Raw genomic sequence first — 14,430 nt, forward strand, 5'->3', positions numbered from 1 at the left:
TTACCCACGTGTTACTCACCCGTCCGCCGCTAACATCAGGGAGCAAGCTCCCATCTGTCCGCTCGACTTGCATGTATTAGGCACGCCGCCAGCGTTCGTCCTGAGCCAGGATCAAACTCTCCATGAAGTTTGATAATGACTACGCACAACAAATGTGCTTAACAGGTACGTTTGTCTTGTTTAGTTTTCAAAGATCATTTCCGCTCCTGTCCGAAGCGACTTTATTAGTATAACATTTTCAACAAGGAGTGTCAAATGTTTTTTTGTTTTTTCGTCGCTGCTGCTTTCAGTTCAAAAACCGTTCCGCTAACAGCGACGCTTAATAATATATCACCGTTATAAATTAGTGTCAACACTTTTTTTGATAAAATATCCTCGGTGAAAAATCTTTTGGCCCTTTGTCTCAATCGGCTTGACTCCGACTAAGTCCTTTTCAGCCAAGAACTCCAGTATGACTCCCAGGTCTGCCGTGAAATACTTGAGATCCGGATGCTTGAGAAGATCGGCAAATTGCCAAACCTCTTTTTCATCCATGACATTGAGAATATGTGCGGCCCCGATTTCGGCTTTTGAATGAATGAGAAAATCGCTTGCGAGGAATAATAACTCCAGCCGTTTTTGCAAGCTTTCATTGCTCTCAATTAATTCCTTATACAATTTATAAACCTGAGGCTCCATGTGGCGGACTTGGTTCCATACCGTAACTTCTGGGTGAAAACCTTTATCGATCACTTCGATTCTGGCCAAATGATGGAGGGCGTGTACGATGGAATTGTAGGCGTCCAAAAATTGACCGTCCTCAAAAAACGATTTCCCTTCTATATATCTTCTGATTAATTTCCCGTATTCAAGTCCGATTTTTAGTTTTCTTTCTGAAAACGGAAATGTATTAAGCTGCTCAATCAGCTTGGCGATAAATTCGTTTCGGTCGAAAAGCACCTTTCCATTGAGGACCCAGTCTATGATTCTTCTATTTGTTCCGAGCAAAATCCATTCCTGAAGCTGTTCAACAGAAATAATATGAAGAGAAGCCGTTTTTCCGTCGAACTCATAATGCTTCACGAATACAGGGTCTTCAGCCTTATTAACGATAATCAACAATGCCGCATCAAAATTATCTGTCGCAGATGAGGTTTGATTTCTCCTCTCAATCAGCATGACAGCGAGTGTGTCAGGGCGGCTTGCTCTTTCTTGGTAAATCGGACGGAGAAGATTTTCCATCACCATTCCTCCAATACGATGTAAATGCGTTGCTCTAAAAGCTTCTCTCTTTGTTTCTACCTATTTCTACGAGCCAATAAAAACTCCTTTATTTTGAAAACACATTGAATTATTATAATCAATTTCCCCAAAACTCTCTATAGAAATTTTCCAATTGATTCGTTTTAATTAAAGAATAACACATCTTTTCTATGCTATATTAGAGACAGGGGGATGGATATGGCAAAATACTCTAGCAAAATCAACAAAATCAGAACGTTTGCGTTAAGCCTTGTATTTATAGGCTTCATTATTATGTATGTCGGGATCTTTTTTAGGTCCTCGATCCTCTTGATGTCGGTGTTTATGATCTTGGGGGTATTGTCTATCTTGTTGAGCACAGCGGTTTATTTTTGGATCGGCATGCTTTCAACGAAAGCGGTTCAAGTCGTCTGTCCAAACTGTGAAAAACCGACCAAGATTTTAGGCCGGGTCGATATGTGCATGCATTGCAGGGAGCCTCTGACACTGGATAAAAACCTCGAAGGAAAAGAGTTTAACGAATCGTATAATCGAAAGTCTCAGTAGATACTGCAATAAAAATAAGCTGACCGTTAAAAAAGCGGCCAGCTCTTTTTAATGGCTTTCTTTTTTGTCGCATTCCTGACATAAACCGTATATCTCCAGTCTATGGTGACTGACTTTGAATCCTGTCACATGTGAAGCCAGCTGCTCCACTTCGTCGAGGCCGGGATAATGAAAGTCGACGATTTTCCCGCAGCGTTCGCAAATTGCGTGATAATGCTCGGATGTCACGAAGTCAAACCGGCTGGAGGAATCTCCGTACGTTAATTCCTTAACGAGCCCTGATTCCTTAAAAACCCGCAAATTGTTGTAAACCGTTGCTACGCTCATGTTTGGAAATTTCCCTTCCAGAGCTTTATATATATCATCTGCAGTTGGATGAGACATAGAATTCACGAGAAATTCCAGAATGGCATGACGTTGAGGAGTAATTCGAACCCCGGTTTCCTTCAACGCTTCCAACGCTTCTTTCAGGTTATGTTCAGCCATCGTCATGCACCTCTCTTCTAAAAAAAATTCTTACATTATAACGTTTATAATTAGTGTAACTCCTGATCAGAATCTTTGTCAATTCCAATCCCTGTGAAAAAGCTATTTTTAAGGCGAAAAAGGCCGATATGATCAGCATGTCCGGTCAGACAGACGAATATGAGCGTAAAAAGAGACCAAACTAAAATACAGTCCGGCCTCCCGCAAGAGCTTTACGCTTCCGCGATTTCTTTTACTGCTTGAAGCGCTTCTGCGACATGGTCTTTTACCTTTACTTTCCGCCACTCTTTCACAAGGCGGCCTTCTTTATCAATCAGGAATGTCGACCGTTCAACACCCATGTATTCCTTGCCGAAATTCTTCTTCAGCTTCCATACGTCAAAGCTTTCAGCGAGCTTGTGTTCATCATCGACGAGCAGCAGAAACGGCAGATCGTGTTTCTGCTTGAATTTTTCATGTCTTGTCTGGTCGTCAGGGCTGACTCCGATGATGACGGCATCAAGTTCAGCAAAGCTTTCATGTCGGTCTCTGAAATCGCACGCTTCCGTTGTGCATCCCGGCGTCATATCTTTCGGATAAAAATAGAGCACGACATACTTTCCTTCAAAATCCGACAGCTTTACTTTTTCTCCGTGATCACCGAGCAGTTCAATATCAGGCACCTTTTGTCCAATTTCAACAGTCATTGTTTTGCCTCCTGTTATGTTTAATCGCTTGCTTTCCCCCATTATAAAAAACAGCGCCGTCTTGATCAAATGTTCGGCGGCTTCTTTTTTGCGCTCTGTCCGCCTCGTGTTACAATATAGAAATAGATAAAAGGTGCAGAAATGAGGAGGATATTATGCAGCATACTCAATCTGAAAAGCTTCATGAAGAAGCTCTTCAACATATAGTCGGAGGCGTCAACAGCCCCTCAAGGTCTTACAAAGCGGTCGGCGGCGGTTCTCCCGTCGCGATGGAAAGGGGAAGCGGCGCTTATTTTTGGGATGTAGACGGCAACAAATACATAGACTATCTTGCCGCCTACGGACCGATTATTACGGGTCACGCTCACCCGCATATCACAAAAGCGATTCAAACAGCTGCTGAGAACGGGGTGCTTTACGGCACGCCGACAAAGCATGAAGTGACATTTGCCAAGATGCTTAAAGAAGCGATTCCTACCTTGGATAAAGTGAGATTCGTCAATTCAGGAACGGAAGCCGTGATGACGACGATTCGCGTCGCCCGGGCCTATACAGGCAGAACGAAAATCATCAAGTTCGCCGGCTGCTACCACGGCCATTCCGATCTTGTGCTGGTGGCGGCCGGTTCAGGTCCGTCAACGCTCGGCACACCTGATTCAGCGGGGGTTCCAAAAAGCATCGCCAACGAGGTGATTACCGTTCCTTTCAATGATATCGACAGCTATAAAGAAGCGCTCGATAAATGGGGGGACGATATTGCGGCAGTTCTCGTTGAACCGATTGTTGGAAACTTCGGGATCGTTGAACCGAAAAGCGGATTTCTCGAACAGGTCAATGAACTGACACATAATGCAGGAGCGCTTGTCATCTATGATGAAGTTATCACCGCCTTCCGCTTTATGTACGGCGGCGCCCAGGATCTTCTTGGCGTCAAACCTGATTTGACGGCGCTCGGCAAAATCATCGGCGGCGGCCTGCCGATCGGCGCATACGGAGGCAAAAAAGAGATTATGGAACAAGTCGCACCGCTCGGACCTGCTTATCAAGCGGGCACGATGGCGGGGAATCCGGCTTCGATCCTCTCAGGTATCGCCTGTCTTGAAGTGCTGAAAGAAAAAGGCACATACGAAAAACTTGACCGCCTCGGCGCTATGCTTGAAGAAGGTATCCTGGGACACGCCGAAACCCACGGCATCAACATCACTGTCAACCGTCTTAAAGGCGCGCTCACCGTATACTTTACGAACGAAAAAGTCGAAAACTATGAGCAAGCCGAAAATACGGACGGAGAAATGTTCGCTGCCTTTTTCAAACTGATGCTTGAGCGCGGTGTTAATCTTGCGCCTTCAAAATATGAAGCATGGTTTATCACCACCGCGCACACGGAAGAGGACATTAAAGCAACGCTTAAAGCCGTGGATGACTCATTTAAACAATTGAAACAACGCATATAAAAAGAGAGCGGGTCCGCTCTCTTTTTATCAAATGCGGAGCACTTTGTAAACGCGGTGAACAGGCACTTTTCACCGGCTTGTTTTTCTTTTTTGTCAATGATTTGTTTTTTCTTAAAAATGGGTTGAATATTTCGGAAGATCGCTGTATATTACTTTATTGTTTGGCAAATTAACAGAGAGGGAATGTTCAATACAATTCATTTTCTGTAAAGAACGAATTTTATTATAGAAAGGGATGCAAGTACAGCCTAATGAAACTTGGTGCCCGTATTTTCAAAACAGGCATTGCCATTACGCTTGCGCTTTACCTCGCGTCTTGGCTCGGCCTTCCGACTCCTGTCTTCGCGGGAATCGCGGCTATCTTCGCGATACAGCCTTCGATCTATCGTTCATTTTTGACGATTGTCGATCAAGTGCAGGCGAACATAATCGGAGCTGCCACAGCCATTATTTTTGGACTTATTTTCGAACCCAGTCCGATCATCATCGGATTGACGGCGGTAATCGTCATTACGATCAACCTGAAGCTGAAGATCGAGAATACAATTTCGATCGCTCTCGTCACCGTTATTGCCATATTGGAGAGCTCCGGCGACAACTTTTTATGGTTTGCCTTGGTGAGAACCGGAACGGTTATTTTGGGTGTATTGTCTGCGTTCCTGGTCAACCTGATTTTTCTGCCGCCTAAATATGAAACGAAGCTCGTCAGCCATGTTGTTGAAAATACAGATGAAGTCATTAAATGGATCAGATTGTTGACGCGGAAGACAACGGAACACTCCATGCTGAAAGAAGATATTGAAAAGCTGAAAGAAAAAATGATGAAGGTCGATCACCTTTACTTGCTTTACAAAGAAGAAAGAAGCTATTTAAAACGTTCCACATATGTAAAACAGCGAAAGCTCGTGCTGTTCAGACAGGCGATCATTGCATCGAACCGCGCGCTTGATGCTTTGAAAAAACTGCACCGGCTTGAAAACGAGTTTTGTCATATGCCTGAAGAATTTCAAGAAACGCTGGTCGAAGAGCTTGATTATCTTCTCCATTGGCACGAGCGAATTTTAATGAGATTCGTCGGCAGGATTAAAACGCAGGATCACGTCGACCTTCACGAAGAAGGAGACGTGTACAAACAGCACTTGACCGAATCATTCCTGAAAAACCAGGACAAATTGAAAGAAGAACTGTTGGACTACAATATGCTGACCATTATGGCGAGCACCGTAGAATACCGAGAACAGCTTGAACATTTGGAAACCTTGCTCACAAGCTTTCAGACGTACCACAAAAAAGACAGCGAGCTTGAAGTTGAGGAAGAGTAAACCGGTTAACGAATACGTTAACCGGTTTTTTTATTTTCCTTCCTTCATTTTCGGATCAAGGGTGTCGCGCAGGCCGTCTCCCATCAGATTAAAGCCGAGCACGGTCAGCATGATCGCAAATCCCGGAAAAAATAATGTCCACGGGGCCTGTGCCAAATAAGGCCTGGCATCCGCAAGCATTTTTCCCCACTCCGGGTTCGGCGCCTGCGCCCCCAACCCTAAAAATCCGAGCGCGGCCGCTTCTATAATCGCTGTTCCAATATTCAGTGTCGCTTGAACGATAACCGGGGCCATGCTGTTGGGAAGAATGTGTTTAAACATCATCCTCATATTGGACATCCCGACAGCACGCGCAGATAAGACATATTCCTCCTGCCTGATGCTGAGCACTTTTGAACGAACGAGCCTGCCAAACGTCGGAACGTTGATGATGGCGATGGCAATCAGGGCATTTTCAAGGGAAGGCCCGAGAATCGCCACAATGGCGATCGCCAGCAGAATGCTGGGAAACGCGAGCATGATATCAAACAGCCGCGAAATCAACGCATCAGCCCATCTGCCGTAAAAACCGGCGATCAGCCCTAACAGCGTCCCCGCCAAGGCCGATGCCAGACAGGAGAAAAAGCCGACCCATAAAGACAGCCTCGCGCCGTACAGCACCCTTGAAAAAATATCCCTGCCAAAATCGTCCGTTCCAAAAAGGTGTTCAGCAGACGGAGCGGCAAGCCTGTCTGACAGTGACTGGTCGTTTATTCCATAGGGTGCGATGAGCGGCGCGAAGATGGCCAGCAGGATAAACAGAGCGACTAAAATCGTGCCGGCGGCAGCCAGTTTATGCTCAAAGAACCGCCGAATATGTTCCGCCAAAGGCGAACGCACCTTCACGTCCTCCCTCTGCTGTTCATTTTGAAGCACAACCACATTTCCCGCCTCCTAATATTTAATTCTCGGATCGATGACGGCGTACAGCAGATCAACAATGAAGTTAATCATGACGAAGATGAAGGCGATCACGAGAATGCCCGATTGGATAACCGGGTAGTCGCGGTAGCTGATCGCATCATAAATGTACCGGCCGATGCCGGGCCAGGCAAAAATCGTCTCCGTTAAAATCGCGCCGCCCAGTAAAAGTCCGGTTTGCAGGCCGATGACGGTCAGCACCGGAATGAACGCATTTTTTAAACCGTGCTTATAGATAACGAAAAACATATGCACGCCTTTTGCTTTTGCCGTGCGGATATAATCGGACTGCAGCACCTCTATCATGCTGGCCCTCGTAATTCTCGCAATGATCGCGGCGGGAATGGTCGCAAGAGCGGTTCCCGGCAAAATTAAATGGCGGATGGTATCTGCAAACTGATCAAACCTTCCGTGCAAAAGGGTGTCCAGTGTATGAATGTAGGTAAAGGCTTCGACCGGATTTCTGACATTCTCCCTTCCCGTTGTCGGCAGCCAGCCGAGCTCGATCGAAAAGAACCACTGGCCCATCAGACCGAGCCAAAAAATCGGCATCGACACGCCGATTAAAGCAACCAGCATCGCAACATAGTCGAATACCGAATTCTTAAACCACGCGCTGATGATTCCGGCATTCACGCCGACAAACACTGCGATCAGCATCGCGAAAAAAGCAAGCTCGAGAGTGGCGAACAAATACGGCTTTATTTCTTGCGTAATCGCCGCTCCCGTGCGGATTGATGTCCCGAGATCCCCTTTCAGCAAATCCCCGATATATCTGGCGTATTGCACATACCACGGCTGATCAAGGCCGAGCTGGACGGTCAGCTGCTGCACCGCTTCCTTTGTCGCCCTCTGACCGAGAATAACCTGGGCGGGGTTGCCGGGAATAAAGCGGATGATCGAAAAAACGACCAGTGTCATGCCGATGAGAACGGGGATCAGCATAGCCGTCCGTTTAAAACAGTAAGCAAGCAATGGCTGTCACCACCTATTTAAACTCTACGCCGGACAATACTTCACTCCCTGTCGGATGCGGAGCATATCCTTCGATATCTTTTGAACCGGCCAAAATCGGCGTGGAATGGACAAGCGGAACCCAAGGCGATTCTTCATGGAGGAGCTCCTGCGCATCTTGATACAGTTTATTTCTCTTCTTTTGGTCAGGATCTGACTGCGCTTCGATTAAGATGTCATGAAGCTCGTCATTGCTGAAGTACGTATAGTTGTTACCGCCGATATTATCTTTATCAAGCAGCGTATAAATGAAGTTGTCCGGATCTCCATTGTCTCCGGTCCAGCCCATCAAAAACGCATCGGCTTCCCCTTTACTCACTTTATCCAAATACGTCGCCCAGTCGTAAGTGACGATTTCCGTTTTGACGCCGATTTTTTCGAAGCTTGATTGAATCACTTCGGCTATTTTCATACCGTCCGGCATATACGGGCGCGGGACAGGCATTGCCCAAAGCTTCATTTTAAACCCGTCCGGGAATCCGGCTTCTTTTAAGAGTTCTTTTGCCTTTTTTAAATCATACGGATATTCCTTTATCTGATCGTTGTACCCTTCAAGCGAAGGAGGGAGCGGGTTTTTGGCAGATTCGGCGAGGCCTCCGTAGAAGGAATCGATAATCGCCTGTTTATCAACAGCATGGTTCAGCGCCTGGCGGACCAGCTTATTGTCAAAAGGCTTTCTTGTCGTCGTCATTCCGAGATACCCGACGTTCATTGAAGGCCTTTCAAATATTTTCAGATTGGCGTCTGCTTTGATGCTTTCGATATCAGACGGATTGACGCCGTCCATTAGGTCGATTTCGCCCGTCTTCAATGCATTTAAGCGGGCTGAGTTTTCAGGAATGGCTCTGAAAATGATCTTCTGCAATTTCGGCTTGCCTTGATCCCAATAGTCTTCATTTTTTTCAAGGACGATCCGGTCGTTCGGCTTCCATTCGACAAATTTGTAAGGGCCCGTGCCGACGGGGTGCTCCCTGAATTTTTCGCCGTATTTTTCGATCGCGGCAGGACTTGCAATCCCGAATGAAGTCATGGCAAGGTTCTTTAAAAACGGCGCTTGCGGGCGTTTTAAAATGAACTGAATCTTATGGTCGCCGAGCACTTTTATATCTTTGATGACATGCCCATCATCTTTCTTATAGCCTCCGAACATGCCGTAGTAAGGAAATTTTTCTTCATCCCCGTTCATCCACCGCTCAAAATTGTATTTGACGGCTTCTGCATTAAAATCCGTTCCGTCATGGAATTTCACGCCTTGCCTCAGCTCCAGTGTGTAGGTCAAACCGTCATCTGAAGCGTCCCATTTCACCGCGAGGCCTTCCTTTAGCGTAGTGTCTTGTTCTCCGTAATTCAGCAAGGTTTCAAACATATTGATCGTCACTTTAAATGCTTCGCCTTCTGTCGTTGTGATCGGATCAAGCGATGTTGAATCACCGCCTCTGCCGATGATCAGCGTATCTTTTCCGCCGTTCGTCCCTCCGTCGTTTTTTCCGCTTTCGTTACCGGAGCATCCCATTAAAAAAGCGGAAATAGACAGAATCATTCCCAAACAGATCAGCCAGCTTTTCTTTTTCATCTTACAGCCTCCTTATTGGTAAAATGACATGCGGCATAATGCCCGTCCGCAGTCTCTTCAAGCGGCGGCTCCGCTTCCAGACAAACCGCTGCCCGCTTCATGCATCTGCTGTAAAAAGGACAGCCCTTTTCACTCATGCGGGGCGCGGCAATATCCGGTGCCGTATGAACCGCTTCGCCTTTGCCGATGACCGGTACTGCCGCTAACAGCGTTTCTGTATACGGGTGTTTCGGTTCTCTAAATAACGATTCGGCGTCCGCCATCTCGACGATCTTTCCGAAATACATCACAGCCACCCTGTCGCTGATATAGCGAACGACTGCGAGATCGTGAGAAATAAACAGAAACGTTAAATCGAATGCCTCCTGCAGATCATTCAGCAGATTTAAGATCTGCGCCTGAACGGATACATCAAGCGCGGAAACAGGTTCATCGGCAATGATCAGTTTTGGCTTTGTGATCAGCGCTTTTGCAATGCCGATCCTTTGCCTCTGACCGCCGCTGAATTGGTGTGCGTAGCGGTCGCCGTATGAAGCATCAAGGCCGACAATTTCAAGCATCGAGCGCACGACTTCTCTCCTTTCCGCCTTCGTTCCGAGTTGATGAACGATCAGCGGTTCTTCCAAAATATCCTTTATTTTCATGCGCGGATTTAACGAAGCGTACGGATCTTGAAAAATCATTTGTATATGCCTTCTCATGTTGCGAAGCTCTTTTGCATTAAGGCCGGTCATCTCTTGCCCGAGAAATGTCACCTTTCCCGCAGTCGGCTCGGTCAGCCGCAATATCGATTTTCCCAAGGTTGATTTTCCACAGCCTGATTCACCGACGATCCCTAAGATTTCGCCTTTTTTAACTGACAGAGTAACATCATCGACCGCTTTCACGATTTTCTTACGGGACACGCGGTAATACGTTTTCAGCTCTTGAACGCTCAGCAGTTCGCGATTCATGTGAAAACACCTTCCTCTTCATAGAGAAAGCAGCTTACAGCATGATCATCCTTCAGCTTGTTCAATCCGGGCGCTTCTTCAATGCAGCGTTCATGTTTATGGGGGCATCGCGGCGCAAACATACAGCCTTTTTTAATCGATCCCGGCTTCGGCACCTGCCCCTCAATCGAAGACAGCCGCTCGGATTTGACTGTGAATGCCGGAATAGAGGCGAACAAGCCTTTTGTATAAGGGTGTTTCGGACTGTCAAAAACAGCGGTGACACCGCCCTCTTCAACGATCCGGCCGGCATACATGATCATCACGCGTTCACATGTATTGTGAACGACGCCAAGGTCGTGGGTAATGAGGAGAATGGCTGTGTTAAATTCGGCATTGAGCTTTTTCAGCAGGGACAGAATCTGGGCCTGGATGGTGACGTCGAGAGCTGTTGTCGGTTCATCGGCGATCAGCAGCTTCGGTTCGCAAATTAATGCCATTGCGATCATGACCCGCTGCCTCATGCCTCCCGACAGTTCGTGGGGATACTGCTTCATCAGCTGGTCCGCCCTCGGCAGGCCGACGGTTTCCAGCATTTGAACGGCTTTTCTTCTTGCTTCTTTTTTATGAATATTGGTATGGCTGGAGAGTGCTTCTGTTAATTGATCGCCAATTGTGAAAAGGGGGTTGAGGGAGGTCATCGGCTCTTGAAAAACCATTGCGATGTCATTGCCGCGCATCTGTCTCCATTCTTTTTCAGACTGCATGAGAAGATCTTTGTTTTGAAACTTGATCCGGCCCGTCGTCCGGGTGTTTGCGTTCAGCCCCATTAAAGCCAAAGAGGTGACGCTCTTGCCGCAGCCGGACTCTCCGACGACTCCCATGATTTCTCCGGGATGGAGATCGAAAGAAATGCCTTGCACAATCGGGGTTTCAGACTTTTTCTGGTGAAACGAAATCGATAAATCCGATACTTCAAGCAATTTTTCTTTTGTCACTTATACACCTCCGGAGCTTGTATTTTTTAAATTGTATTTAGACGAGATAGGAAATATGTACGAAATTTGCAGGGAAAGAAAAAGCCTGACAATCGTTCGGCTTCAAACGAAAGTCAGGCTTTTGGCGGTTTTAGTTTAATTTTTGAATGGTGAATAAATGCTTATAGTGGCCGTCGCGGCTCATTAATTCATCATGTGTGCCGGCTTCCGCGACACGTCCGTTTTCGATGACGACGATTTTGTCAGCGTGGGTAATCGTCGACAATCTGTGGGCAACGATAAAGGTCGTCCGGTCTTTCGCGAGCTTTTCCATCGCTTCCTGGATATAGTGCTCGCTTTCAAGGTCAAGCGCTGATGTCGCTTCATCCAAAATTAAGAGAGGCGGATTCTTCAGGAACACCCTGGCGATTGATATCCGCTGTTTTTGGCCTCCGGACAGCTTGACGCCCCTTTCTCCGACCTTTGTATCATAGCCTTGCGGCAGTTCCATAATAAAATCGTGGGCATTCGCGGCTTTTGCCGCTTCAATGATGTCTTCCATCGAAGCTTCGGGATTTCCGATCGATATGTTTTCACGTACCGATTCGCTGAATAAAAATGTATCCTGAAGCACCATGCCGATTTGGTTTCTAAGGCTCTGCGCCTGATAATCGCGCACATCGATGCCGTCGATCTCTAGGCTTCCGGCTGAGACATCGTAGAATCTCGGAATGAGGCTGACGAGCGTCGATTTGCCGCCTCCGCTCATTCCGACGAGCGCGACCGTTTCGCCCCGTTCGGCTTTCAAAGAAAGATTCTGCAAAATCATTTCTTCCGATTTTTCGTATTGGAAGGAAACGTTTTTAAATTCAACAATTCCTTTTAACCGCTCTGCTTTTACAGCATTGGGTTTATCTTTTAATTCATACGGTTCATCAATAAATTCAAACAGCCTGTCCATCGATGCGATCGACTGCGTCAATGTTGTCGATGAATTGATCAGGCGGCGCAGCGGGTTGTAGAGGCGTTCAATATATCCGAAAAACGCCACCATCGTTCCTACAGTAAGGGACCCGTGAATCACATGGTAACCCGCAACCGTAATGATGATCAGCGGAGCGAGGTCTGTAACCGTATTGACGACGGCAAACGTTTTGGCATTCCAGGCCGTATGGCGGATTGCTTTGCCGAGAAAATTCGCGTTCTCGTGATCAAATTGCTTCTGTTCATAATCCTCGATCGCAAAACTCCTGATGACAGGCATCCCCTGAACCCTTTCATGAAGGTGGCCCTGCACCTCGGCCAGCGCCTGGGAACGTTCTCTCGTCAGCTTTCTGAGCCTGCCGTAGAAGAATTTAACAGACAGTCCGTAAAGCGGAAACAGCACGATCGAAATAAGCGTCAGCTTCACATCCATCGTCAGCATGATGGCGATGGCGATAAAAATCGTCATCACGTCAAGCCATACGTTCATCAACCCGATGATGACAAATTCCTTTGTCTGCTCGACATCGTTGATGACCCTTGAAATGATTTCTCCTGCGCGGGTGTTTGCATAATACCTGAGGCTCAGCTTTTGAATGTGTGCAAACAGCTTGTCCCTGATATCATAAAGCACCTTGCTTGCCGTCCACTGTGCGAAATATTGCCGATAGTATTCGACAGGCGGCCGAAGCACCAAAAAAATGGCGAACATAACCGCCATTACCATGAATAATGTGGATGTTTTTTCTTCAGTGGTTCCGCTCCCCTGGATGATGTCGTCAACGACGTATTTCAGCAGAAGCGGGATGACCAGCGGAATAGAAAATTTAATAATACCGATTAAAACCGTCAAAACGATTTTCCATTTATACGGCTTCACAAATTCCATGTACCTTCTGATTACCCCCACACGTCTTCCCCCCTCTATATCTTGATGTGTGAGTACACCGCAAAAAACCTGTTGGTCTCAACAGGTTTTTCAGGTTTATTTTGTATAATGCAAATACCGTTCATACCAAATATCAATAAATTCAGATGCAAACGGGCCTTTTCTTTGGTGTATCCAATGCAGCAACGTATTTAAGTGGTACCTTAAAATGCCGTCGATTTCCTTCGGATAATTCATCGCCTTTTTATGATCCGCGTACTCATCTTCATCAAGAATATGATACGTCATATCCGGAAAGACTTTCACGTCTAAATCATAGTCGATGTATTTGATGGCTTCATCGTCCAAAGCAAACGGCGAACTGATGTTGCAATAGTAATAGATCCCGTCTTCGCGAAGCATGCCGATGACGTTAAACCACTGCTTTGCATGGAAATAACAAATTGCGGGCTCTCGCGTCACCCATGTCCGGCCGTCAGATTCTGTGACCATTGTCCGGTCATTGGCGCCGATGATGCACAATTCCGTTGCTTTTAAAATCGTTGTTTCATTCCAAATCCGATGAATCTGTCCATTGTGCTTATAGCTATGAATTTGAATGGTTTCTCCTTCCTTGGGAAAGCCCATGTTTTTCTCCCCTACTTTCTTTGCAAAAGCCTTACAAGTCAGTGTGTCACATCGCCTGTCCGACAGTTCTTTTATTTATTATAACGTTTGAAAATAAAAAATGAAAATAAAACAGCCACTCCCGAACAGGAATGGCTCTTTTCTAAAAACGATAAAGAGAGGCTCATGCTTCGATTCTTTGATAAGCCTGAATCACCTGCTCCGTCTGCTTTTGGAATAAATCCTGAATTTGAGCAAGATCTTTCCGCTTCTGGGATATATCTTCCCGGATCGATAAAAGCTGGGCTTTCTTTTCAAGGGCAGCCAATTCTTTTTCAATTTTCTGGCATCTTTCAATCTCCGCTTGCAGATACAGCAGCTTATCCATAATCTCCATCTGCCCCTGAACCAAGTTTTCAAATTCCGGCATTCGGGATCCTCCATTCTATGCTCTACTCCATTTATTGCCTAACTAACATTTCTCTATACATGCCGGATGTCCTTTGACTGATTGTGGCTAAGATTCGGATGTTTTGTCGGATCAAAAAACGAAAAGAAAAAAGCACCTCATCCGATGGTGAAGTGCTTTTTCCTGTTTCAGTGATTAGCTGTTTTGCTGTTTTTTTTGCTCAGCTTGTTGGTTATTTTGTCTTACTTGCTGCGCGTCAGTTTCGCTGGCAAATTCAGTGCCGAACTGACCACCTTGTGCAGAAGCTTGGTTTTGTTGTCTTACTTTTTGTGCGTTTGTTTTGGATTGTT

The 14,430-nt window shown here is 46.3% G+C and carries 14 protein-coding genes, 1 rRNA gene and 1 pseudogene; 3 read left to right on the plus strand and 13 right to left on the minus strand.

Annotation, left to right across the window (positions count from 1 at the left end):
• Together KI350_RS17390 and KI350_RS17395 are read right to left on the minus strand one after the other, a co-directional pair.
• Window positions 1–127, minus strand: a 16S ribosomal RNA gene (locus KI350_RS17390); the annotation flags it as partial.
• A 209-nt stretch (window positions 128–336) separates the two neighbouring features.
• The gene (locus tag KI350_RS17395) at window positions 337–1,221 is read right to left on the minus strand and encodes a nucleotidyltransferase-like protein (protein ID WP_020450641.1); all 885 of its coding nucleotides are present in this window, start codon (window positions 1,219–1,221) and stop codon (window positions 337–339) included.
• 219 nt (window positions 1,222–1,440) lie between these two features.
• Here KI350_RS17395 and KI350_RS17400 point away from each other — a divergent pair, with 219 nt between their 5' ends.
• On the plus strand, window positions 1,441–1,788 hold the full coding sequence (locus KI350_RS17400) for a YgzB family protein (protein ID WP_020450640.1): 348 nt from the start codon (window positions 1,441–1,443) through the stop codon (window positions 1,786–1,788).
• 48 nt (window positions 1,789–1,836) lie between these two features.
• Here the strand turns inward: KI350_RS17400 and perR are convergent, their stop codons facing one another.
• Both perR and bcp read right to left on the minus strand, forming a co-directional pair.
• Window positions 1,837–2,274: a peroxide-responsive transcriptional repressor PerR gene (gene perR / locus KI350_RS17405; RefSeq protein WP_003179961.1), complete on the minus strand. Its 438-nt coding sequence runs from the start codon at window positions 2,272–2,274 to the stop codon at window positions 1,837–1,839.
• 212 nt (window positions 2,275–2,486) lie between these two features.
• Window positions 2,487–2,960, minus strand: coding sequence for a thioredoxin-dependent thiol peroxidase (bcp, locus tag KI350_RS17410; RefSeq protein ID WP_023855987.1), 474 nt, complete (start codon window positions 2,958–2,960; stop codon window positions 2,487–2,489).
• Window positions 2,961–3,115: 155 nt separating this feature from the next.
• On the opposite strand from bcp, the gene KI350_RS17415 reads away from it, so the two are divergent.
• Complete coding sequence (locus KI350_RS17415) at window positions 3,116–4,414, plus strand: glutamate-1-semialdehyde 2,1-aminomutase (RefSeq protein ID WP_065643907.1); 1,299 nt, start codon at window positions 3,116–3,118, stop codon at window positions 4,412–4,414.
• Window positions 4,415–4,665: 251 nt separating this feature from the next.
• Window positions 4,666–5,736 (plus strand): FUSC family protein, encoded by a 1,071-nt coding sequence (locus KI350_RS17420; protein ID WP_020450637.1) that lies wholly within the window; start codon window positions 4,666–4,668, stop codon window positions 5,734–5,736.
• Between the two features lie 30 nt (window positions 5,737–5,766).
• Here the strand turns inward: KI350_RS17420 and KI350_RS17425 are convergent, their stop codons facing one another.
• From KI350_RS17425 to KI350_RS17465, 9 genes and pseudogenes are all read right to left on the minus strand, one after another.
• On the minus strand, window positions 5,767–6,657 hold the full coding sequence (locus KI350_RS17425; RefSeq protein ID WP_020450635.1) for an ABC transporter permease: 891 nt from the start codon (window positions 6,655–6,657) through the stop codon (window positions 5,767–5,769).
• Window positions 6,658–6,669: 12 nt separating this feature from the next.
• A complete protein-coding gene (locus KI350_RS17430) occupies window positions 6,670–7,671 on the minus strand; it encodes an ABC transporter permease (RefSeq protein ID WP_212930543.1) in 1,002 nt (333 codons plus the stop codon).
• A gap of 13 nt (window positions 7,672–7,684) precedes the next feature.
• The gene (locus KI350_RS17435) at window positions 7,685–9,283 is read right to left on the minus strand and encodes an ABC transporter substrate-binding protein (protein ID WP_212930544.1); all 1,599 of its coding nucleotides are present in this window, start codon (window positions 9,281–9,283) and stop codon (window positions 7,685–7,687) included.
• Window positions 9,280–10,236, minus strand: a complete 957-nt coding sequence (locus KI350_RS17440) for an ABC transporter ATP-binding protein (RefSeq protein WP_212930545.1) — start codon at window positions 10,234–10,236, stop codon at window positions 9,280–9,282. The genes KI350_RS17435 and KI350_RS17440 overlap by 4 nt, the downstream gene beginning before the upstream one ends.
• The gene (locus tag KI350_RS17445; RefSeq protein WP_025810168.1) at window positions 10,233–11,213 is read right to left on the minus strand and encodes an ABC transporter ATP-binding protein; all 981 of its coding nucleotides are present in this window, start codon (window positions 11,211–11,213) and stop codon (window positions 10,233–10,235) included. Before KI350_RS17445 ends, KI350_RS17440 begins: the two co-directional genes overlap by 4 nt.
• A gap of 130 nt (window positions 11,214–11,343) precedes the next feature.
• Window positions 11,344–13,086, minus strand: coding sequence for an ABC transporter ATP-binding protein (locus tag KI350_RS17450; protein WP_065644624.1), 1,743 nt, complete (start codon window positions 13,084–13,086; stop codon window positions 11,344–11,346).
• Window positions 13,087–13,161: 75 nt separating this feature from the next.
• Window positions 13,162–13,692, minus strand: a complete 531-nt coding sequence (ntdP, locus tag KI350_RS17455; protein WP_003179942.1) for a nucleoside tri-diphosphate phosphatase — start codon at window positions 13,690–13,692, stop codon at window positions 13,162–13,164.
• Between the two features lie 163 nt (window positions 13,693–13,855).
• Window positions 13,856–14,101 (minus strand): YgaB family protein, encoded by a 246-nt coding sequence (locus KI350_RS17460; protein ID WP_003179940.1) that lies wholly within the window; start codon window positions 14,099–14,101, stop codon window positions 13,856–13,858.
• A gap of 174 nt (window positions 14,102–14,275) precedes the next feature.
• Window positions 14,276–14,425, minus strand: a pseudogene (locus KI350_RS17465) (gamma-type small acid-soluble spore protein); the annotation flags it as partial.
• Window positions 14,426–14,430 lie beyond the last annotated feature (5 nt).

The organism is Bacillus sp. J41TS8 (assembly GCF_018333035.1).
GTDB lineage: Bacteria > Bacillota > Bacilli > Bacillales > Bacillaceae > Bacillus > Bacillus paralicheniformis.